Below are 19,843 nucleotides of genomic sequence, written 5' to 3'. Positions count from 1 at the left end.
GTGAAGGAGTTGGAAGTCATCTACTCGACGCTCTTGCTCGCCGTTCTGGGTTTTGGATTCGGGGCTTTTCTTGCCTATTCTGCGCAGAAATTCAAGGTGGAAGAAGATCCACGTGTGAAGATGATAACAGGGGTTCTTCCTGGAATAAACTGTGGTGCGTGCGGTTTTGCCGGTTGTGAGGCTTACGCGAAGGCGATCGTGAAAGGTCAGGCAGAAACGAACAGGTGCCTCCCCGGAAGACCTCAGGGCGTCGAAGAGAAGATAAAGAAGATCCTCGAGGAGTACAAGAATGTCTCCTCTTGAGATGGCTCTGCTTGTTCATCACGGTGGGTTCCATCTCCAAGAATTGGAACCGGAATTACCCCTTGAAAAATTTTTGAAAAACGCGGATCCAAAAAGGACGAGAAAGTTCCAGGAAAAGTGTGGAAAAGAAGAGATAGAAAGGCAAGAGGCACTGATAAGGAAACACGATGTAAAGCTCGTTTCTTTCTGGGACGATGACTACCCTCAGCACTTGAGGGAGATCAGGTATCCACCTGCTGTTCTTTTTGTGAGGGGCAACACGGAACTCTTGAAAGAAAAATGTGTGGGAGTTGTAGGAACAAGGAGACCCACAGGTTACGGGGTGAATGTTACAAAGCGTTTCGTTAAACTTCTGAGTGAGTACTTTGTGATCGTCTCCGGTATGGCGCTCGGAATAGATTCTGTTGCACACAGGGAAGCTCTGAGTTCTGGAGGAAAAACGGTGGCGGTTCTCGGTACAGGAGTGGATGTCTTTTATCCACGGTCGAACGAACGGCTCTTCTACGAGATTGTGAGAAACGGGTGTGTTGTCAGTGAGTATCCAATGGGAACTCACGCTCGAAAACATCATTTTCCAGCGAGAAATCGAATCATAGCAGGTCTTTCGGATGTGATAATCGTCACAGAGGCTCCCCTCAAAAGTGGTGCACTCATAACGGTGAAGTTCGCCCTGGAGAGCGGTCGCGATGTGTTTGCCGTTCCCGGTGATATAGATAGGAAGACCAGCGAAGGTACAAACTATTTGATAAAGTCGGGTGCCTATCCCCTCACCGACGAGGAGGATCTTGAAATCCATTTTGGAATCAGAAAAAGCGTTTCTCCATCGCTCGATGACGACAAAAAGAAAATCTACGATCTGTTGAGAATTTCTCCAAGAACTGTCGATGATCTTGTTGAAGAGTTGGGATGGAACGTTTCGGAAGTCCTCAGGGTAATTTCGGAAATGGAACTGATGGGAATGATCTGGTTCGACGGTGGTGCATACAGATTGCTGGGGTGATAACGTGTTGGTTCTCACCAGAAGAGTAGGGGAAAAGATCATGATCGGCGAGGACATAGTGATAACTGTCCTGAAGATAGAAGGAAATTCTGTTAAAATTGGTATAGAGGCACCCAGATATGTGAAGATTCTTCGTGAGGAACTCTACGAAGAACTCAAGAGTGAAAACATAAAAGCTTCTGGGGTTTCAAAAGATGACCTGAAGGGGGTTTTGAAAAATGATAAAGGTTACAAAAGACCTGGTGCTTCATCTTGAAAATCTTGCAAGATTGGAACTCTCTGAAGATCAGAGAGAAAGTCTGATGAAAGATTTTCAGGAGATACTCGATTACGTGGAGCTCCTCAACGAAGTCGACGTAGAGGGTGTGGAGCCGATGTACACACCCGTTGAGGACAGTGCCAAACTCAGGAAAGGGGATCCGAGATTCTTTGAAATGCGAGACCTCATAAAGAAGAACTTCCCGGAAGAAAAAGACAGTCACATAAAGGTTCCCGGAATCCACAGATGATGGACTGGAAGGAAGCAGAAGAACTCGCGTGTAAATTTTTGAGGAAAAAAGGTTACAAAATTCTTGAAAGAAACTACAGAACAAAGTATGGTGAGATAGATATAATAGCGCGCGATGGGAAAGAGATAGTTTTCGTGGAAGTCAAAAGCGGAAATGGAAAAGTGGATCCTCTTGAAAGAATAGATCTCAGAAAAGTGAGAAACTTGGAACGAGCAGCGAGATTTTACATGATCCAGAACAAGTTGAATGGGCCGGCGCGGGTTGATTTTGTGAGGGTGACCCCTGAAAGAATAGACCATTTTGAAGCTATCTGGCTGGGGTGAGATGGTGAAGGTTGTCGCTACGAACAAAAAAGCCTACACGGACTACGAGATCCTGGAAACCTACGAGGCAGGTATTGTTCTCACAGGAACAGAAGTGAAATCCCTGAGGAACGGTTCTGTCAATTTCAAGGATTCTTTCTGTCGGTTCAAGAACGGAGAGCTTTACCTTTTGAATTTACACATTCCACCTTACAGCCACGGAGGAGTTTACAACCACGATCCTGAAAGGCCGAGAAAACTGCTTCTTCACAAAAGGGAACTGAAGAGACTCATGGGTAAAGTGCAGGAAGAGGGAGTAACGATAGTTCCACTGAAGATATACTTCAACGATCGCGGGATCGCAAAAGTGGAAATAGCCGTTGCTCGAGGAAGAAAGAAATACGATAAGAGAGAGGCGATAAAAAAGAAGGAGATGGAAAGAAAGATCAGAGAATACATGAAGTATTCGAGATAGTTATGGTATACTCTTGGAGAGAGAAATCAGACTCATGGGAGGGCATGATCATGGCAAAGAGATGTGAAGTGTGTGGAAAGGCTCCCAGATCCGGAAACACCGTTAGTCACTCGGACAAGAAGTCAGGAAGATGGTTCAGACCCAATCTTCAGAGGGTAAGAGTAGTGCTTCCAGATGGAACGGTTAAGAGAATGAGAGTCTGCACTTCCTGTCTGAAGGCTGGTAAGGTGAAGAAGTACGTAGGACAGGTTTCGGAGGTGTGAGCGGGCTGTTGGCCCGCATTATTTATGGTCATAGTAAGGTTCAGGGTTCCTTTTTGGTATAAGTTCATCATGGTTCTGCTATGGGTTGTGAGCTTTGACCTCACAATTTTCCTTTTTTATAAACCTCTCCACTTGATTTTGAGGATTTTCTTCCTGATTTTGGATATAATCTTTGGTGTATGGGTGCTCACTCTCTTCAAGAAAGAGATAGTGATCGATGTAGAAAAAAACAGAGTGGTTCTGGAGAGGAAATCTTTTGATTTTTCTTCGATTGAGAGAGTTGAAAGGTACGGGATGTCGATTGTTTTCTATTTGAATGATGGAACACGTCGTGTTTTCTCTCATCCCGTGGAGGATTTTGAACTTTTGAAGAAATTGATTGACGAGAAGGGAAGTGGTTGTTTTGAAGCTCGGTGATTTGATGCCAAGAGATCTGTTAAAACAGGAACTGTTTGTTCAGGATTTGAAGAGTCATATCAACGACAACGTTGAAATCATCCTGAAGGTTAGGAGTAAAAAACTCCAGGAAACAAAAGATAGTAAGAAATTCCTGATCATGACGCTGGAAGACAGGACGGGAACCGTCAGGGCTGTGGACTGGTACAATGCTGAGCTCAACGATCAACGCTTGAAAGAAGGGACCGTCGTCAGGGTGAAAGGCAGAGTGGTATTTTTTGAGAACAGAATACAGATAAACCTGGATAACGATTACGGCGCCATAAAGATTTTGAAGGACGACGAATACGATTACACGAAATTCGTTGCACAGTCGAAAAAAGACCTGGAGGTTTTGAAGAAAAAACTTTTTGTTCTTTTGGATCAAGTAAAAGATCAGCACTACAAAAAACTCTTGAAGGCTTTCTTTGAAGATAAAGAGTTCTCTGAAAAATTCTTCAGATCACCGGCGGGTATGAGAGTTCATCACGCCTACATAGGCGGTCTTCTGGAACACAGTGTCACGGTCGCTGAGATCTGCAGAGAGATCAGCAAATATTACTCTCTCGACAGAGATCTTCTCATAACTGGAGCCCTTCTTCATGATGTTGGGAAGGTGGAAGAGTACAAGATCACAGAATCCGGGATCGAAGTGACCACTGAAGGGGAGTTGAAGGGTCATATAGCGATAGGGGCGGCTATGATCAGGGAAATGGGGAAAAAGTTGTCTATTCCAGAACACAAGATCCTCGAGTTGGAGCACATAATCCTTTCTCACCATGGAGAACTCGAGTGGGGATCACCCGTGGTTCCAAAAACGATAGAGGCTTTAATAGTTCACCACGTTGAGAACTTGGATTCCAAGATAGCTCGATTCATTGAGGTTATTGAAAGTTCCGAAACGGATCAGGGATGGACAGAGTACGATAAGAATCTGGGAAGGAGAATCTTTTTAAGAGGTGAAGTAACTGATGAATAGGAAAGTGAAGAAATACATCGTCGTTGAGTCTCCTGCCAAGGCGAAGACGATCAAGAGTATTCTTGGAAACGAATACGAAGTCTTCGCTTCGATGGGTCATATCATAGATCTTCCCAAAAGTAAATTTGGGATAGATCTGGAAAAGGATTTCGAACCGGAATTCGTGGTAATAAAAGGAAAAGAAAAGGTGGTCGAAAAGCTGAAAGATCTTGCAAAAAAGGGAGAACTGCTCATCGCTTCTGATATGGATAGGGAAGGAGAAGCTATAGCCTGGCACATAGCCAGAGTGACGAACACTCTTGGGAAGAAGAACAGAATCGTGTTCTCTGAGATCACTCCTCGCGTGATAAGAGAAGCCGTTAAAAATCCTCGAGAAATTGACATGAAGAAAGTTCGAGCACAGCTTGCAAGGAGAATTCTGGATAGGATCGTTGGTTATTCTCTGAGTCCGGTACTCTGGAGAAATTTTAAAACCAACCTGAGCGCTGGCAGGGTCCAATCGGCTACACTGAAGCTCGTTTGTGATAGAGAGAGAGAAATCCTCAGGTTTGTACCAAAGAAGTACCACAAGATCACCGTCAAATTCGATGGTCTCACGGCAGAAATAGATGTGAAAGAAAAGAAGTTTTTCGACTCTGAAACGTTGAAAGAGATCAAGAGTATAGACGAACTCGTCGTAGAGGAGAAAGAGGTTTCTTTGAAAAACTTTTCACCTCCAGAACCCTTCAAAACCAGTACCCTCCAGCAGGAGGCGTATTCCAAACTGGGTTTCTCCGTTTCCAAAACCATGATGATCGCCCAGCAGTTGTATGAAGGTGTAGAAACGAAAGATGGACACATCGCGTTCATAACCTATATGAGAACAGATTCAACGCGTGTATCGGATTACGCGAAAGAGGAAGCCAGGAATCTGATAACAGAAGTCTTTGGAGAGGATTATGTTGGTTCGAAAGGAGCAAAGAGAAAAAGCAACACAAAAATACAGGATGCGCACGAAGCGATTCGTCCCACGAACGTTTTCATGACACCCGAGGAAGCGGGGAAATACCTGAATCCTGACCAGAAAAAACTCTACGAGTTGATATGGAAGAGATTTCTCGCTTCTCAGATGAAGCCTTCTCAATACGAAGAAACTCGCTTTGTCCTGAGAACAAAAGACGGAAAGTACAGATTCAAAGGAACGGTGTTGAAAAAGATTTTCGATGGATACGAAAAGGTGTGGACGACGGAAAGAAACACAGGGGAGTTTCCTTTCGAAGAAGGAGAATCTGTGAAACCGGTGGTTGTAGAAATAGAAGAACAGGAAACCAAACCAAAACCAAGGTACACTGAAGGTTCACTCGTGAAGGAAATGGAAAGGCTTGGTATAGGTCGTCCCAGCACCTACGCATCCACGATAAAGCTCCTGTTGAATAGGGGTTACATAAAGAAGATCAGAGGTTATCTCTATCCTACTGTCGTTGGAAGTGTTGTCATGGATTATCTGGAGAAAAAGTACTCCGACGTTGTTAGCGTTTCTTTCACGGCTGAAATGGAGAAGGATCTCGATGAAGTCGAACAGGGCAAGAAGACAGACAAGATCGTCTTGCAAGAGTTTTATCAATCCTTTTCCAGTGTGTTCGATAGGAACGACAGGATTGTGATCGATTTTCCAACGAACCAGAAATGTTCGTGTGGAAAAGAAATGAGACTCTCTTTTGGGAAATACGGCTTCTATTTGAAATGTGAGTGTGGTAGCACCAGAAGTGTGAGGAACGACGAAATTGCGGTCATAGACGATGGAAAGATATTCCTGGGGAGGAAAGACAGTGAGAGTGGCTCTCCTGATGGGAGGAGTATCAAGGGAAAGAGAAATCTCCCTGAGAAGCGGAGAAAGGGTAAAAAAAGCTCTTGAAAAACTTGGGTATGAATACACCGTTTTTGATGTTAAAGAGGATTTTCTCAAAGAAGTGGATCAGTTAAAAAGTTTTGATGTGGTCTTCAATGTTCTCCATGGAACTTTTGGTGAGGATGGAACGCTTCAAGCAATTCTGGATTTTTTGGGAATTAGATACACCGGGTCCGATGCGTTTTCAAGTATGATTTGCTTTGATAAACTAGCAACTTACAGGTTTTTAAAAGACATCGTCGAGATACCTGATTTCATAGAGATCAGGGAATTCATGGAAACTTCTCCCCTCGGGTATCCCTGTGTGGTAAAACCGAGGAGGGAGGGTTCAAGTATAGGAGTGTTCATTTGTGAATCAGATGAGGAGTTTCAACACGCAATCAAAGAAGATTTACCACAATATGGAAGTGTTATTGTTCAAGAGTACATCCCCGGCAGGGAGATGACCGTGTCTATTTTAGAGACAGAAAAAGGTTTCGAGGTCCTTCCCATTCTTGAGTTGCGACCGAAGCGTCGGTTCTACGACTACGTTGCGAAGTACACGAAAGGTGAAACTGAGTTTATTCTTCCTGCTCCTTTGAATCCTTCGGAAGAACGACTCGTCAAGGAAACAGCCCTCAAAGCATTTGTGGAAGCTGGTTGCAGAGGTTTTGGAAGAGTGGATGGTATTTTCAGCAATGGTAGGTTCTACTTTCTGGAAATCAACACAGTGCCAGGTTTAACAGAAACCAGTGATCTTCCAGCAAGTGCGAAAGCGGGGGGGATCGAGTTCGAGGAACTCGTTGAAATCATCTTAAAAAGCGCCTTTTTGAAGGGAGAGGTGAGAGCATGAAATTTATAGAAAGAATGCTCCCGGAGGAGTCTCCTATTGATCTTCTCATAAATCTTTCCAGAAGAGGCGAATCGGCTGTTGTACTTCTCAAGGATGCTATCGAGGATTACTTCGCCGGAAAATTCGGGGAAGGCCACCTCAATCGTGTGATCTCTCTGGAGCGAGAGTCGGATGAGATCAAGTCAAAGCTGAAGAGGATGTATCTCAAAATGAAGTACACCTACTTCGAGAAAGATGACTTTCTTTACATAGTTCACAAAGCAGATGAGATTCTCGACCTTGTCAGGGATATCGTCATTATGCTCGATATGAACAGGGTTGAAAATGTGCCGGAGAATATCAAAGAGTTGTTCAGGGAACTCGTTGAAAACGTATTTGATACTATCAGAGAAACCACCGAAGTAATCGAACAGCTCCGCGTACTCGCGGAGAGCGATTTTTCACCTTTTGAAAAAGAAAAGGAAGAAAGAGAAATATTTGACGTGTCCATGGAGGAGAGGGAAGTCGACGCAATATCAAGAAATCTTGGTAAAAAACTCTATTCCCTCAAGAACAGTATGAATCCAATAGATCTGATGTTCCTGAGCAAAGTGGCAAGACTTATTTCGAAGATCGCCGATCAGGGCAAAGATATCACAAAGAGGATAAATTCCATCCTTAGATGAGGAGGGAATAACGTGACAATACTTATCGTAGCTGGCATACTTGGTTTCATCATGGCTTTCTCCATAGGAGCCAACGATGTGGCGAATTCCATGGCGACAGCCGTTGGGGCAAAGGCCATAACTGTACGACAGGCAGCAACTATAGCGATGTTTCTCGAGTTTCTTGGGGCAATTATGTTCGGCTCTCATGTCTCCCAAACGATCGTCAAAGGAATAGTGGAAGTGGAGAAAGTTCAACCGGTGGAACTAATGTATGGTTCGCTGTCGGCACTGATTGCAGCTTCACTGTGGATCCTTATAGCGACCAACTGGGGTTATCCTGTTTCCACAACTCATTCCATAGTCGGAGGAATGATTGGATTCGGTCTTGTGGCAGTGGGCGTAGATGGTATAAACTGGAAAACATTCCTATTCATAGTATTTTCCTGGATTGTTTCCCCTGTTTTCGGCGGTTTGATCTCTTTTGTGATATTCAAGCTGATCTCTCTCTCAGTGTTCCACACAAAAAATCCGAAGAAATCTTCCACTATAGCTATCCCGTTTTTCATATCCCTCGCGGTTTTCACAATGACATCTCTTTTTGTAAAAAAGACGCTCAAACAGTCTCTCAGTGAATCCCTTATTCTTGGTATCATTTTTTCCATTGTAACATTTTTTGGAATTCACTTCACTGTGAGAAAACTGGTGAACAAAACAAAGAATGTGTACGATGCGGTTGAGAACGTGTTCAAACGCGCTCAGATTCTCACTTCCTGCTACGTTTCTTTCTCCCATGGAGCCAACGACGTCGCCAATGCTGCGGGTCCTGTAGCAGCGGTCATGATCGTTGCGTCAACGGGTGTTGTTCCAAAAACCGTGGAGATACCGTTTCTGGCACTTCTTCTTGGAGGAATTGGGATCTCATTGGGAGTGTTCTTCTTTGGGCAAAAAGTGATGGAAACGGTGGGGGAGAAAATAACGACGCTCACAAATTCCAGAGGATTCACCGTGGATTTTTCCACAGCGACGACTGTTTTGCTTGCTTCGTCACTTGGTCTTCCTGTCTCCACGACACACGTTGTGGTGGGAGCTGTCACGGGTGTTGGTTTTGCCAGAGGACTCGAAATGGTGAACGTTGGTGTGTTGAAAAACATCGTTATATCCTGGCTTCTCATAGTACCAACGGTGGCAGCGACTTCTGCAGCTGTTTATTGGGTTCTGAAGCTGATATTAAAATTCTAATGGGGGTGTGATGATGAAAATAACCGTTACGACTCTTGAATTGAGAGACAAAATAACCATTGCTTCAAAAGCACTTGCTAAAAAATCTGTGAAACCCATTCTTGCCGGATTCCTTTTCGAAGTGAAAGATGGAAATTTCTACATCTGTACGACCGACCTTGAAACGGGAGTCAAAGCAACCGTGAACGCCGCTGAAATCTCCGGTGAAGCACGTTTCGTGGTACCGGGAGACATCATCCAAAAGTTGGTCAAAGTTCTTCCGGATGAAATCACAGAACTTTCTTTAGAGGGTGATGTTCTTGTTATAAGTTCTGGAAGCACCGTTTTCAGAATTACCACCATGCCCGCGGATGAATTTCCTGAGATAACGCCGGCTGAATCTGGAATAACTTTCGAGGTCGATATTTCGCTCCTCGAAGAGATGGTTGAAAAGGTCATCTTCGCTGCCGCCAAAGATGAATTTATGCGAAATCTGAACGGAGTCTTCTGGGAACTCCACAAGAATCTTCTCAGGCTGGTTGCCAGTGATGGGTTTAGACTCGCACTTGCAGAGGAACAGATAGAGAATGAGGAAGAGACGAGTTTCTTGCTCTCTTTGAAGAGCATGAAAGAAGTTCAAAATGTGCTGGACAACACAACGGAGCCGACTATAACGGTGAGATACGATGGAAGGAGAGTTTCTCTGACGACAAACGACGTGGAAACGGTGATGAGAGTAGTCGACGCTGAATTCCCCGATTACAAAAGAGTAATCCCCGAAACTTTCAAAACAAAAGTGGTGGTTTCCAGAAAGGACCTTATGGAATCGTTGAAAAGAGTGATGGTAATCGCCAGCAAGGGAAGCGAATCTGTGAAGTTCGAAATAGAAGAAAACGTCATGAGGCTCGTGAGCAAAAGTCCAGATTATGGAGAAGTGATCGATGAAGTTGAAGTTCAGAAAGAGGGGGAAGACCTCGTGATCGCTTTCAACCCGAAGTTCATCGAGGACGTTTTGAAGCACATTGAGACTGAAGAAATAGAAATGAACTTCGTGGATTCCACCAGCCCCTGTCAGATCAATCCACTCGACATTTCTGGATACCTCTACATAGTAATGCCCATCAGATTGGCGTGAGGTGGTTGATTTGAGACCTGAGGACGATCGTGTCTACGATGTGATCGTTGTGGGAGCTGGTCATGCAGGAATAGAGGCGGCTCTTGCGGCCGCGCGGATGGGTTTCAGGGTACTTGTTCTCGCGGTTAATCCAGACACCGTAGGATGGGCCCCGTGCAATCCCGCCATAGGTGGTCCGGCAAAGGGTGTTGTGGTTCGCGAAATAGACGCTCTTGGTGGAGAGATGGCCAAAACCACCGACGAGACGATGATAAACATACGAATGCTGAACGTGAGTAAAGGACCCGCTGTGAGGGCTTTAAGGGCTCAGATAGACAAGATCTTGTACAGCAGAACGATGAAAAGAAAGCTGGAAACGAATCCGAACATAGTACTAAGGCATGGCATCGTTGAAAAGATTCTGACGGAGAAAGGAAAGGTTAAAGGGGTTGTAGACAATTACGGGATAGACTACCTGGGAAAGGCTGTGATTGTGACAACAGGGACTTTTCTGAGAGGAAAGATATTCATCGGTCGTTCCACGTTTCCAGCAGGTCGGATGGGAGAGTTTCCGGCGACAAAACTCACGGAGAGTCTCATAGAACTGGGATTCGAGGTTGGTAGATTCAAGACAGGAACGCCGGCTCGTGTGTTGAAACGCTCTATAAACTTTTCTGTCATGGAAAGGCAAGACACTTCGGATGAACCCCTTGCTTTTTCCTTCTTTGACGAACCGAGAGTGCTTCCGAAGGATTACCCCTGCTGGCTGACCAGAACGAACCCGGAGACCCACAGCATAATAAGACAGTATCTGGAATTTTCGCCCCTGTATGGAACGGTCAAACTCATAGAAGGAGTAGGACCAAGGTACTGTCCTTCCATAGAGGACAAGGTCGTCAAATTCAAAGACAAAGAATCGCACCAAGTTTTTGTGGAACCGGAAGGAAGAGACACAGAAGAGTACTACCTGAACGGTTTGAGTACGAGTCTTCCCTATGAAGCACAAATAAAGATGATAAGAAGTGTGAAAGGGTTGGAAAACGCTATCATCACTCGTCCTGCCTATGCGATAGAATACGACTATATAGATCCCAGACAGCTCTATCCCACACTCGAATCAAAACTTGTGGAGAATCTCTATTTTGCAGGTCAGGTGAATGGGACGAGCGGATACGAGGAAGCGGCTGGGCAGGGTATAATCGCCGGTATAAACGCTGCTCTCAAACTCCGTGGAGAGTCTCCCCTCATTTTGAAGAGATCCGAGGCTTACATTGGTGTTCTGATAGACGACCTGGTAACAAGGGGAGTGGATGAACCGTATCGACTTCTCACTTCGAGGGCCGAGTATCGTCTCCTTCTCCGACACGACAACGCTCATCTGCGACTGGCAAAGTACGGTTATCGAGTGGGACTGATTCCCAAGTGGTTTTACGAAAAGGTACTGAGTCTTGAACGTAGAATAAACGAAGAGATCGAACGTTTGAAGAAGGTCGCTGTGAAACCTTCTGACAGGATCAACGATCTTTTAACTTCTCTGGGAACCAGTCCTCTCAAAGAGTCGGTCTCTCTATATCATCTTTTGAAACGTCCTCAGTTGAGTTACAGTACGCTGAAGTTTCTGGATCCAAACCCCATGGATGATCCAGAAGTCGTGGAGCAGGTGGAAATAAACGTGAAATACGAGGGATACATCCAGAAGATGTTTGAAGAGGTCGCTGTCTTTGAAAAGTATGAAAATTACGAGGTACCGTACGATTTAGATTACGACGCGGTTCCAAATCTCTCCACAGAAGCGAAGGATAAATTGAAGAAGATCAGGCCAAGATCCATCGGTCAGGCTATGAGAATCCCGGGAATAAACCCTTCCGATATTTCGAACCTCATAATCTACCTGGACAAGAAGAAACAATGAGACTGGACAGGTATCTTTCGAACAGTGGTGTGGGAACAAGAAAAGAAGTGAAAAAACTGATAAAACAGGGCAGGGTGACCGTTAACGGGAGAGTGGTGCTCGATCCTGGTCATTCTGTGTCGGAGAACGATGTTGTTGTACTCGATGGTGAGACGGTGAACTTTCACAGAAAGGTTTACATTCTCTTCCACAAACCTTCAGGATACGTGACCAGCACGAAAGATCCCCATTCGGAAACCATCATGGAATTTCTTCCCCCATTGAAAGGAATCTTCCCCGTTGGAAGACTCGACAAAGACGCCGAAGGTCTCCTGATAATAACGAACGATGGTGATTTCGCTCATCGCGTGACTTCGCCGAAATGGTCTGTAGAAAAAGAGTACATCGTGAAGGTAGAAGGAGAAATCACAGAAGACAAGATAGAAAAGTTGAAAAATGGTGTGACTTTGAGGGACGGTTTTTTCGCGAAAGCGAAATGTGTGGAGAAACTGTCGAACGACACGTTGAAGATAGTTATAACGGAGGGTAGGTATCATCAGGTCAAACGGATGACGGCTGCTGTGGGTCTAAGAACAGTGCACTTGAAGAGAACAAGAATCGGTGAACTCGTTCTACCCGATGATATGAAACCCGGAGAGTACAGATTTTTGAGTGAAGAGGAGGTGAAGAAGGTTTTTGAAGGAGAGAATAAGAAAGAAAATACTCCTCGCTCCTGAAGAGCCTGGTGTTTACATCTTCAAGGACAAAGGTGTTCCCATCTACATAGGAAAAGCAAAGATATTGTCCAACAGATTGAGGAGTTACCTCAATCCCCAGACGGAGAAAGTGTTCAGAATCATCGAAGAAGCGGACGAACTGGAAACGATCGTTGTGATGAACGAAAGGGAAGCGTTCATACTCGAGGCAAATCTCATAAAAAAGTACAGGCCGAAGTACAACGTTCGTCTCAAAGACACGGATTTCTATCCTTACATCAGGATATCCGATGATGAGATACCGTACGTTGAAATCGTGAAGAGAAGATCAAAGGAGGGAACGTACTTTGGCCCCTACACCAGCGTTCAATTCGTAAAAAATCTACTGGAAATCCTTCAGAAGATAATGGGCTTCAGAACTTGCAAATCCGATTTGAGAAGGATAAAGAGGCCCTGTTTCCTTTACCATCTTGGCAGGTGTACCGGTCCGTGCATTGGAAACGTAGAATCGCATGAAGAGGCGATAAGAAGGCTGAAAGAGTTTCTCTCTGGGAACATGGGAGAAGTCTTCGATTATTTGAAAGAAAAGATGGAGACTCACAGTAAAATGCTCGATTTCGAGAACGCTGCAAAGTACAGGGATCTTCTTTTGAATCTGTCGAATGTTCTGGAATCTCAGGGTGTGGTTTTTGAAGAAAACATCAACTGTGACGTTTTGGTCCACGCACACGACCTGTTCGTCGTTTTGAGGGTCAGAAATGGTTATCTCGTAGGAAAGATCTCCTTTGAAATGGAAGGGGGAAGTGTGGAAGATTTCATCAGAGAATACTACGTATCCGGAAGAGGTGATATACCGAAAAATCTCATTCTGGAGAGTAATCTGGACGAAATGGATTACTCTTCTCTCGGTTTTGAGTATGTGGGTCCACCACGTTCCACCACAGAAGCGGATCTTCTCGAGAAAGCAAAGAAGAACCTGGAAAACGAGTTGAAAATGAGAGGGCTGAAGAAGGAAGCGCTCGAAGAATTGATGAAGCTTCTGAATTTGAAAGATTTCCCGTACAGGATAGAAGGGATCGATGTTTCTCATCTTCAGGGAAAACACACCGTGGCTTCTCTGGTGGTGTTCGAGGATGGATTTCCCAAAAAGAGCGATTACAGACGTTACAAGATTGAACAGGATCATCCCGATGATTACGAATCGATAAGAACGGTCGTGAAAAGAAGATATTCGAAACACCCTCTTCCAAATCTTCTGTTCGTGGATGGTGGAATAGGTCAAGTAAACGCCGCTATCGAAGCGTTGAAGGAAACAGGAAAGGACTGCCCTGTCGTTGGCCTCGCGAAGAAAGAAGAGACCGTTGTCTTTGAAAACAGAGAAATACACCTTCCACACGATCACCCAGTTTTGAGGCTCCTTGTTCAGATAAGAGATGAAACGCACAGATTCGCTGTGAGTTACCACAGAAAACGAAGAGAGAAAGAAACACTCAAGTCCGTCCTTGATAGTGTGCCTGGGATAGGTCCCATCAGAAAGAAAAAGCTCATCGAACACTTTGGTTCTCTGGAGAATATTCGTTCTGCCTCCCTGGAGGAAATAGCAAGGATTGTTGGTAGTAGTGAAATAGCACGAAGAGTCCTGGATGCTTTGTAAATTTTCTGTAACTGATTCTAAATTTTGTCCTATTTTTCGAAATTCCGCTTTTTATGGGTGTTTTAGAACTTCCAGACTTCGAAGTGCTTTTCTAAAGGGACTTGCAACACCCCGCTGTAAAATGGTATATTTACAAGCAGTGAGAAGAACGCTTTACAACCCTAGAAAGGAGGGGGTTTCATGAACAAAAAGGAACTCATCGACAGAGTGGCGAAGAAAGCAGGTGCGAAGAAGAAGGATGTAAGAGTGATTCTCGACACCATCCTCGAAACGATCACAGAAGCTCTCGCGAAGGGTGAAAAGGTTCAGATCGTTGGATTCGGAAGCTTCGAAGTGAGAAAAGCCGCCGCAAGAAAAGGCGTGAATCCTCAGACAAGAAAACCCATCACCATTCCCGAGAGAAAGGTTCCGAAGTTCAAACCTGGAAAAGCTCTCAAAGAGAAGGTCAAGTGATAGGGGAAGGGGAAACCCTTCCCCTCATTTATTTTCCAACACAGAAGTTGGAGAATATGGTATCCAGCAGGTCTTCTCTGAAGCTCCTTCCCGTCACTTCATCGAGAAGATTGAGGGCTCTCTCCAGATCTATAGAAGCCATATCAACTGGCATTCCTTCCTTCAAAGATCTTATGGCGTCCTCTAAGTGTGCTTTAACGTTTTCAAGCAACTGCTTCTGTCGAAGGTTTGTGATGAGAGAATCAGAACCTCTTTCAAAGATCTCCTGAGTTTCTCTGTAGATGGCTTCCTCCAGTTTTTCGAGTCCTTCTCCTTTCAGGGCAGATATCTTCACCATGTGTCTGTCTGTTCCGAGTTTGTTCTTTATCTCCTCCTCGTTTATCTTCTCCACCACATCCACTTTGTTTATCACCACAAGATAGCGTTTGTTCTTTATCCTTTCAAGGATTTTTCTGTCTTCTTCATCGAGAGGTGAAGATGCGTCGAGCACAAACAGTACTATGTCGGCTTTCTCTACCTCCTGAAGAGTCCTCTCTATTCCCAGTCTCTCGACCAGATCGTTTGTTTCCGATCTCACACCCGCTGTGTCGACTATCCTGAAAAGTATTCCTTTTATGACGATTTCTTCGCTGATAACATCCCTCGTTGTTCCGGGTATATCTGTGACGATAGCCCTGTCCTCGTTCAAAAGTCTATTCAGAAGAGTGGATTTCCCCACGTTGGGCTTTCCCACGATAACCATCCTGAGCCCTCTGTTGAGAAGAATACCCGCATCTGCTTTTCTCAGTTCTTCTGTGAGTTCTTCTTTTATTTGCTCCAGTTTGGTCACCACTCCGCCCGTGTCCGTCTCTATTTCATCTGGATAATCCAGTTCTACCCGTATCTCAGCAAGAATTTCTATGAGGTCTCTTCTTAGATTCTCAATGAAACCCCTCAATCCTCCCTTGAGATTTCTCAAGGAGAGTTTCAAACCGGTTTCACTTTTCGCTTCTATGAGGTCTCTTACAGCCTCCGCCGAAGTGAGATCCATTTTTCCATTTAAGAAAGCCCGTTTTGTGAATTCGCCGGGTTCGGCCATTCGTGTGCCAGATCTTAAGAAGAGATCCAACATCTTCTTTACCACGAGCGGTCCACCGTGACACATCACCTCTACCATGTCCTCTCCTGTGTAGCTCTTCGGTGATTTATAGAAAATGACTACTACCTCATCCACATCCTCTCCGTTTTCATGGATCCATCCGTGGATTGCCCTTCGTGGAATGATTTTCGATCGTGTTCGAAGGTGTTTCTGAACGACCTTCCAGCTATCTGGACCGCTCAACCTGAGAATCGCGATTGCCCCTTTTCCGTGGGGAGTGGCTACAGCGACAATGGTGTCCACACTCTCATCTCCCGAGAGATTTCAGTATTTTTACCGCTTCGGAAGCGTTCTTTGCGTAGTAGTCCGCTCCTAACTCCTTTGCGAGTTTTTCGTTCAGGGAAGCGCCACCCGCTATGACAGGGATTTTCAGGTTCTTTTCTTTGAGCTTTTCCACAACTTCCTTTATTCTGCTGACAGTGGTTGTCATCATTGCAGACAGACCGAGTGCAACGGGTCTTTCTCTTTCCACGGCTTCCACTATTTTCGATGTATCCACGTCCTTTCCAAGGTCCACCACGCGGTACCCGCTGCTTCTGATCACAGATGCCACTATGTTTTTTCCTATGTCGTGCACGTCACCCTTGACTGTTGCAATGACGAATGTTTCTCCCTGACTGTCTGATGGAAGCATCGATGTCAGTTTGTCGAACACGGGTTTCACCGTTTGAGCAGCGAGGATGAGTTGCGGCAGAAAGATCTTTCCTTTATCGTAGAGTTCTCCAATACGTTCCATCGCTGGCCTCAGGTGTTCTTCTATGATGGAGAGAGGATCTTTTTTCTTCAGAAAATCCTCCACGAGCTTCTCGAGTTCCGACTGGTTTCCGGAGAGTATAACTTCAACCAGTTTTTCTTCCTTCACTTCAGCTCTGGGAAGTTCCTTCTTTTCGAGTACCACAAGTGCACTGTTCAGAGTCTTCATCAGTGTTTCGTCGAAAGGATTCATGATGGCAGAACTCAAACCTTTAGATACTCCAAGAACGAGGAAAGCGGTGTTGTAATAACTTCTGTCAGGAAGGCCGAAAGACAGGTTGGAAAGGCCCACTGTTGTGTTGAAACCTCTGCTTGAGATGAATTCTATGGTCTTCAGCACTTCCACCGGTTTCCCTTCTGCGCCGAGAGGCAGAACTCCTGGATCGAAAATCACCCTATCTAAGAAGTCGTGTTTCTCTAAGATTTTCAAGGCCTTTTCGAAGTATCCTTTTCTCTCTTCGAAGCTTTTTGGAACGTCTTTTCCCATCAAAAGTACGATGAGTGTGCCTCCGTACTTCTTCAACAGGCCTATTTTTCTTTCGAGATCTTCTTCATCTACCTTGGACGAGTTGAAAAGAGGCCTTCCCGGGTAGACCCTGAGTGCTTTCTCTGCGAGGTCTACGCTCTGGATGTCCAAGGAAAGAGGAACGTTTGAAACATACGGAAGTGTTTGAACGATTTTTTCCACGTATCGTATGTATATCTGAGATTCTATGCCGAAGTTCACATCGAGTACTTCCGCACCTTTTTCCACCTGTGTTTTCGCTTCGTTGATCACGATCTCTTCGTTTCCTTTCTGCATCTCTGCCCAGAGCTTCTTTCTACCTGCAGGGTTTATCCTCTCTCCTATGACAACAAAATGGTCGAACGTCACGAGTTTTGAAGGGGAAGAGACAGCGAATATTCTCTTTTTCTTTCTTTTTTGAAGAGGTTTTCTGTTTCCGAGAACTTTTCTGAAGAGCTTCACGTGCTCAGGGGTGGTCCCGCAGCAACCTCCGAATATATTCACACCGAGTTCGTAGTAGGAATCTATGTGAACGGCAAAGTCGTGTGGTTTCAAAGGATACACGGTTTTCCCGTTCTCCACGATGGGCTTTCCCGCATTAGGTTCCACTACGAGGAACTTGTCTGTGTACTGAGACAGTTCCTGAAAAATGGGGAGGATCTCTTCGGGTCCGAGTGAACAATTTATACCGAGGGCATCGACATCCAGTTCATCGAACGTGATGGTGAAGTTCGCGGGATCTGTCCCTGTGAGACTTCTTCCCTTCTCGTCGAATGTCATGTGGGCAATCAGGAAAACATCGCGGGAGACTTCCCTCGCTGCGAGTACAGCGGCTTTCAGTTCGAGAACGTCCGAGAACGTCTCAAAGATGATTCCATCGACACCTTCTTCGACCATTATCTTCACGGTTTCTCTGAAGTTCTCGTAGAACTCTTCGAACAAAGTGTTTCCGAGTGGATACGGAAGCTCTCCTGTTGGGCCGATATCTCCAAAAACAAGCTTCTCTCCAGCTGCTCTTCTTGCGATTCTCACAGCGTTTCTCACAATAGGATCCAGTTTGTCCGCCAGTCCATGTTTTCTCAGTTTCATCCTTGTGGCACCGAACGTGTTCGTCAGAATGACATCCGAGCCACTCTCTATGTAACTTCTATGAACCTTCAGCACCACATCGGGTGCTTTTATATTCAGCTCTTCGGGAAGATCATCGTATCCGTACTTCATGAACTCTGTCCCGTAAGCTCCATCCAGGAGCAACACTCTTTCTGAAAGCAATTTTGAAACCTCATGTCTGTTTCTCATTCTTCTTTTCCCTCCAGCCCACGAACGCTGTGATGGTTTTTCTGGGAACGAGCACATAGGAGTCTTCTATCACATTGACGTCCACTTCATCTTTGAAAATTTCGACGATCTTCTTGTTCAAGGAAAGTGGAAGATCACCGTAACCAGGTGAAATTCTGAAACTTCCCTCCAGGTTGAATCTTTCCATTCTGAGTTCTGCGTCTACTTTTCTCAAAGCGTACTCCACCATCTCTGAAGCAATTCCATCGATGAAAAATGCAAGAAGATCCTCCCCGTTTCTAAAGTACTCCTCTATCTTTTCGTCTACCCTCTTTCCAAGTGTTGCAAGAAAAACCGTGATGATTTTACTTCCAGAAAGGTGTTTCTCTGCGAGTTCACCCGTGAGTTTCATGCTATCGAAAGAGAGGGGGTTGTCCACATCAAAATCTCGCCACAGAACCACGGGTCTCGCTACATTGAGTAACTCTTCGTATGCCCTTTCCACTGTTCTCCTGAATTCTTTGGGTATATCCTCCGCTCTTCCGAAACCGAGCTTTGCCTTCAAAACGTTGTCTGGAATCTTTATCTCGCTGGGGTCTATTTCAACTTTTGGCAATTTCTACCACCTTCCTGATCTTTTCGAGATCTTTCACGATGGCCACTATGTAGAAACCATCCAGTACATCTTTTGTCTCTTCAACGAATCTGAGCACACTTTCAAAGCTTTTTTCTTTCAAGTAATCATCACCTTTCTCCGCGGAATTCACTATCTCATCTGGTATTTCTATTCCGGGAACGTTCGAGAAGTAGCTCATCTGTTTTTCATTTTCAAAGAAAACTATCGAAGCGAGGATTTTCGTGCTCAGTTCTTCCTTGATCTTTTTCGCTACCTCGCTGTTGAAAAGCGGCTGAGTGACGAGAAAATCAACGCCGGCTTCGACCTTCTGTTTAGCCCTTTTCATATCCTCATCGCTGAGGGGATTCAGTGCTCCACCAACGAAGAAATCGGTTTTTCCATAGATCTTGTTTCCGGCAAGATCTGTTCCTTCGTTCATGAGCTTTGTGAGTCTTATGAGGTCTAAAATATCTATATCGTTAACGGAAGTCGTGTCGGGGTAATCACCGTGTGAAGGGTTGTCTCCGGACAGGAGGAGCAGATTCTTCACTCCGAGGGCATGACAACCCAAAAGATCAGATTGTATCCTTATCATATTCCTTGTGTTCTTCGTGAAGTGCATGAGAACTTCTTTTCCGCTTTCCACAAGAAGGTGAGAAACAGCCCAGGGAGCCATTCTCACTCTCCCCATTGGCATATCGGTTACCGTGAACGCGTCGATGCCTGTCTCCCAGGCTTCTTCAGCGAATTCCATGAACTTGCTCAGGTTTGTGCCTCTCGGTGTTAACACTTCCAGAACAACACACTTTCCCATTTCAAGGGATCTTCTCAACGCACTACCTCCTTTCCTGTGTTATCATAAGTTTTGGTGAAG

22 protein-coding genes are annotated in these 19,843 nt (G+C 45.1%); 18 read left to right on the top strand and 4 right to left on the bottom strand.

Going from position 1 to position 19,843, the window contains the following annotated elements; translation table 11 throughout:
- The first annotated feature begins 9 nt into the window (after window positions 1-9).
- The 18 genes from MC24_RS00910 (at window position 10) to hup (ending at window position 14,679) form a co-directional block, all read left to right on the top strand.
- On the top strand, window positions 10-303 hold the full coding sequence (locus tag MC24_RS00910; RefSeq protein WP_012896205.1) for an RnfABCDGE type electron transport complex subunit B: 294 nt from the start codon (window positions 10-12) through the stop codon (window positions 301-303).
- Complete coding sequence (dprA, locus tag MC24_RS00905) at window positions 290-1,303, top strand: DNA-processing protein DprA (RefSeq protein WP_038051645.1); 1,014 nt, start codon at window positions 290-292, stop codon at window positions 1,301-1,303. Before MC24_RS00910 ends, dprA begins: the two co-directional genes overlap by 14 nt.
- 4 nt (window positions 1,304-1,307) lie before the next feature.
- Window positions 1,308-1,559 (top strand): carbon storage regulator CsrA, encoded by a 252-nt coding sequence (csrA, locus tag MC24_RS00900; RefSeq protein WP_038051642.1) that lies wholly within the window; start codon window positions 1,308-1,310, stop codon window positions 1,557-1,559.
- Window positions 1,522-1,812 (top strand): Asp-tRNA(Asn)/Glu-tRNA(Gln) amidotransferase subunit GatC, encoded by a 291-nt coding sequence (gatC, locus tag MC24_RS00895; RefSeq protein WP_038051635.1) that lies wholly within the window; start codon window positions 1,522-1,524, stop codon window positions 1,810-1,812. The genes csrA and gatC overlap by 38 nt, the downstream gene beginning before the upstream one ends.
- Window positions 1,809-2,135, top strand: a complete 327-nt coding sequence (locus MC24_RS00890; protein WP_038051632.1) for a YraN family protein — start codon at window positions 1,809-1,811, stop codon at window positions 2,133-2,135. Before gatC ends, MC24_RS00890 begins: the two co-directional genes overlap by 4 nt.
- A gap of 1 nt (window position 2,136) precedes the next feature.
- Window positions 2,137-2,589 (top strand): SsrA-binding protein SmpB, encoded by a 453-nt coding sequence (gene smpB, locus MC24_RS00885; protein WP_038051628.1) that lies wholly within the window; start codon window positions 2,137-2,139, stop codon window positions 2,587-2,589.
- Between the two features lie 50 nt (window positions 2,590-2,639).
- On the top strand, window positions 2,640-2,852 hold the full coding sequence (gene rpmB / locus MC24_RS00880; RefSeq protein WP_156104994.1) for a 50S ribosomal protein L28: 213 nt from the start codon (window positions 2,640-2,642) through the stop codon (window positions 2,850-2,852).
- A 69-nt stretch (window positions 2,853-2,921) separates the two neighbouring features.
- Window positions 2,922-3,269: a hypothetical protein gene (locus tag MC24_RS00875; RefSeq protein ID WP_235280271.1), complete on the top strand. Its 348-nt coding sequence runs from the start codon at window positions 2,922-2,924 to the stop codon at window positions 3,267-3,269.
- Window positions 3,270-3,273: 4 nt separating this feature from the next.
- Complete coding sequence (locus MC24_RS00870; protein ID WP_235280270.1) at window positions 3,274-4,266, top strand: 3'-5' exoribonuclease YhaM family protein; 993 nt, start codon at window positions 3,274-3,276, stop codon at window positions 4,264-4,266.
- On the top strand, window positions 4,259-6,160 hold the full coding sequence (gene topA, locus MC24_RS00865) for a type I DNA topoisomerase (RefSeq protein ID WP_038051617.1): 1,902 nt from the start codon (window positions 4,259-4,261) through the stop codon (window positions 6,158-6,160). The genes MC24_RS00870 and topA overlap by 8 nt, the downstream gene beginning before the upstream one ends.
- Complete coding sequence (locus tag MC24_RS00860) at window positions 6,075-6,986, top strand: D-alanine--D-alanine ligase (RefSeq protein ID WP_012896211.1); 912 nt, start codon at window positions 6,075-6,077, stop codon at window positions 6,984-6,986. Before topA ends, MC24_RS00860 begins: the two co-directional genes overlap by 86 nt.
- A complete protein-coding gene (locus tag MC24_RS00855) occupies window positions 6,983-7,651 on the top strand; it encodes a DUF47 domain-containing protein (RefSeq protein WP_038051616.1) in 669 nt (222 codons plus the stop codon). The genes MC24_RS00860 and MC24_RS00855 overlap by 4 nt, the downstream gene beginning before the upstream one ends.
- Before the next feature lie 12 nt (window positions 7,652-7,663).
- Complete coding sequence (locus MC24_RS00850; protein WP_038051615.1) at window positions 7,664-8,872, top strand: inorganic phosphate transporter; 1,209 nt, start codon at window positions 7,664-7,666, stop codon at window positions 8,870-8,872.
- Between the two features lie 13 nt (window positions 8,873-8,885).
- Entirely contained in the window at window positions 8,886-9,986 is a 1,101-nt protein-coding gene (gene dnaN, locus MC24_RS00845) for a DNA polymerase III subunit beta (RefSeq protein WP_011943272.1), read from the top strand.
- A gap of 10 nt (window positions 9,987-9,996) precedes the next feature.
- Complete coding sequence (mnmG, locus tag MC24_RS00840) at window positions 9,997-11,877, top strand: tRNA uridine-5-carboxymethylaminomethyl(34) synthesis enzyme MnmG (protein ID WP_011943271.1); 1,881 nt, start codon at window positions 9,997-9,999, stop codon at window positions 11,875-11,877.
- Window positions 11,874-12,593: a pseudouridine synthase gene (locus MC24_RS00835; protein WP_012896213.1), complete on the top strand. Its 720-nt coding sequence runs from the start codon at window positions 11,874-11,876 to the stop codon at window positions 12,591-12,593. The genes mnmG and MC24_RS00835 overlap by 4 nt, the downstream gene beginning before the upstream one ends.
- A complete protein-coding gene (gene uvrC / locus MC24_RS00830; RefSeq protein WP_038051613.1) occupies window positions 12,553-14,226 on the top strand; it encodes an excinuclease ABC subunit UvrC in 1,674 nt (557 codons plus the stop codon). Before MC24_RS00835 ends, uvrC begins: the two co-directional genes overlap by 41 nt.
- Window positions 14,227-14,406: 180 nt before the next feature.
- A complete protein-coding gene (hup, locus tag MC24_RS00825) occupies window positions 14,407-14,679 on the top strand; it encodes a DNA-binding protein HU (RefSeq protein ID WP_012896215.1) in 273 nt (90 codons plus the stop codon).
- Window positions 14,680-14,707: 28 nt separating this feature from the next.
- On the opposite strand, the gene mnmE is transcribed toward hup, so the two are convergent.
- Genes mnmE through MC24_RS00805 form a run of 4 tightly spaced genes read right to left on the bottom strand, consistent with a single transcriptional unit; the run spans window position 14,708 to window position 19,801 of the window.
- Entirely contained in the window at window positions 14,708-16,060 is a 1,353-nt protein-coding gene (gene mnmE / locus MC24_RS00820; protein WP_012896216.1) for a tRNA uridine-5-carboxymethylaminomethyl(34) synthesis GTPase MnmE, read from the bottom strand.
- Window positions 16,061-16,064: 4 nt separating this feature from the next.
- A complete protein-coding gene (locus MC24_RS00815; RefSeq protein WP_038051610.1) occupies window positions 16,065-18,374 on the bottom strand; it encodes a homocysteine S-methyltransferase family protein in 2,310 nt (769 codons plus the stop codon).
- On the bottom strand, window positions 18,358-18,969 hold the full coding sequence (locus MC24_RS00810) for a methionine synthase (RefSeq protein WP_038051608.1): 612 nt from the start codon (window positions 18,967-18,969) through the stop codon (window positions 18,358-18,360). Before MC24_RS00810 ends, MC24_RS00815 begins: the two co-directional genes overlap by 17 nt.
- Window positions 18,956-19,801: a methylenetetrahydrofolate reductase gene (locus MC24_RS00805; protein ID WP_038051605.1), complete on the bottom strand. Its 846-nt coding sequence runs from the start codon at window positions 19,799-19,801 to the stop codon at window positions 18,956-18,958. Before MC24_RS00805 ends, MC24_RS00810 begins: the two co-directional genes overlap by 14 nt.
- Window positions 19,802-19,843 lie beyond the last annotated feature (42 nt).

Origin of the sequence: Thermotoga sp. Mc24, assembly GCF_000784835.1 — a bacterium.
In the GTDB taxonomy this organism is placed as follows: domain Bacteria; phylum Thermotogota; class Thermotogae; order Thermotogales; family Thermotogaceae; genus Thermotoga.
The sequence above is the reverse complement of the archived record's forward strand: the minus strand, read 5'-3'. Positions and strand labels throughout refer to the sequence as shown.

Bases quoted from the DNA above. Each gene is read 5' to 3' on its own strand.
- MC24_RS00890 (WP_038051632.1), top strand. From the start codon at position 1,809: ATGATGGACTGGAAGGAAGCAGAAGAACTCGCGTGTAAATTTTTGAGG.
- MC24_RS00855 (WP_038051616.1), top strand. From the start codon at position 6,983: ATGAAATTTATAGAAAGAATGCTCCCGGAGGAGTCTCCTATTGATCTT.
- smpB (WP_038051628.1), top strand. From the start codon at position 2,137: ATGGTGAAGGTTGTCGCTACGAACAAAAAAGCCTACACGGACTACGAG.
- dprA (WP_038051645.1), top strand. From the start codon at position 290: ATGTCTCCTCTTGAGATGGCTCTGCTTGTTCATCACGGTGGGTTCCAT.
- gatC (WP_038051635.1), top strand. From the start codon at position 1,522: ATGATAAAGGTTACAAAAGACCTGGTGCTTCATCTTGAAAATCTTGCA.
- topA (WP_038051617.1), top strand. From the start codon at position 4,259: ATGAATAGGAAAGTGAAGAAATACATCGTCGTTGAGTCTCCTGCCAAG.
- rpmB (WP_156104994.1), top strand. From the start codon at position 2,640: ATGGCAAAGAGATGTGAAGTGTGTGGAAAGGCTCCCAGATCCGGAAAC.
- dnaN (WP_011943272.1), top strand. From the start codon at position 8,886: ATGAAAATAACCGTTACGACTCTTGAATTGAGAGACAAAATAACCATT.
- hup (WP_012896215.1), top strand. From the start codon at position 14,407: ATGAACAAAAAGGAACTCATCGACAGAGTGGCGAAGAAAGCAGGTGCG.
- MC24_RS00835 (WP_012896213.1), top strand. From the start codon at position 11,874: ATGAGACTGGACAGGTATCTTTCGAACAGTGGTGTGGGAACAAGAAAA.
- MC24_RS00870 (WP_235280270.1), top strand. From the start codon at position 3,274: ATGCCAAGAGATCTGTTAAAACAGGAACTGTTTGTTCAGGATTTGAAG.
- MC24_RS00815 (WP_038051610.1), bottom strand. From the start codon at position 18,374: ATGAGAAACAGACATGAGGTTTCAAAATTGCTTTCAGAAAGAGTGTTG.
- MC24_RS00875 (WP_235280271.1), top strand. From the start codon at position 2,922: ATGGTTCTGCTATGGGTTGTGAGCTTTGACCTCACAATTTTCCTTTTT.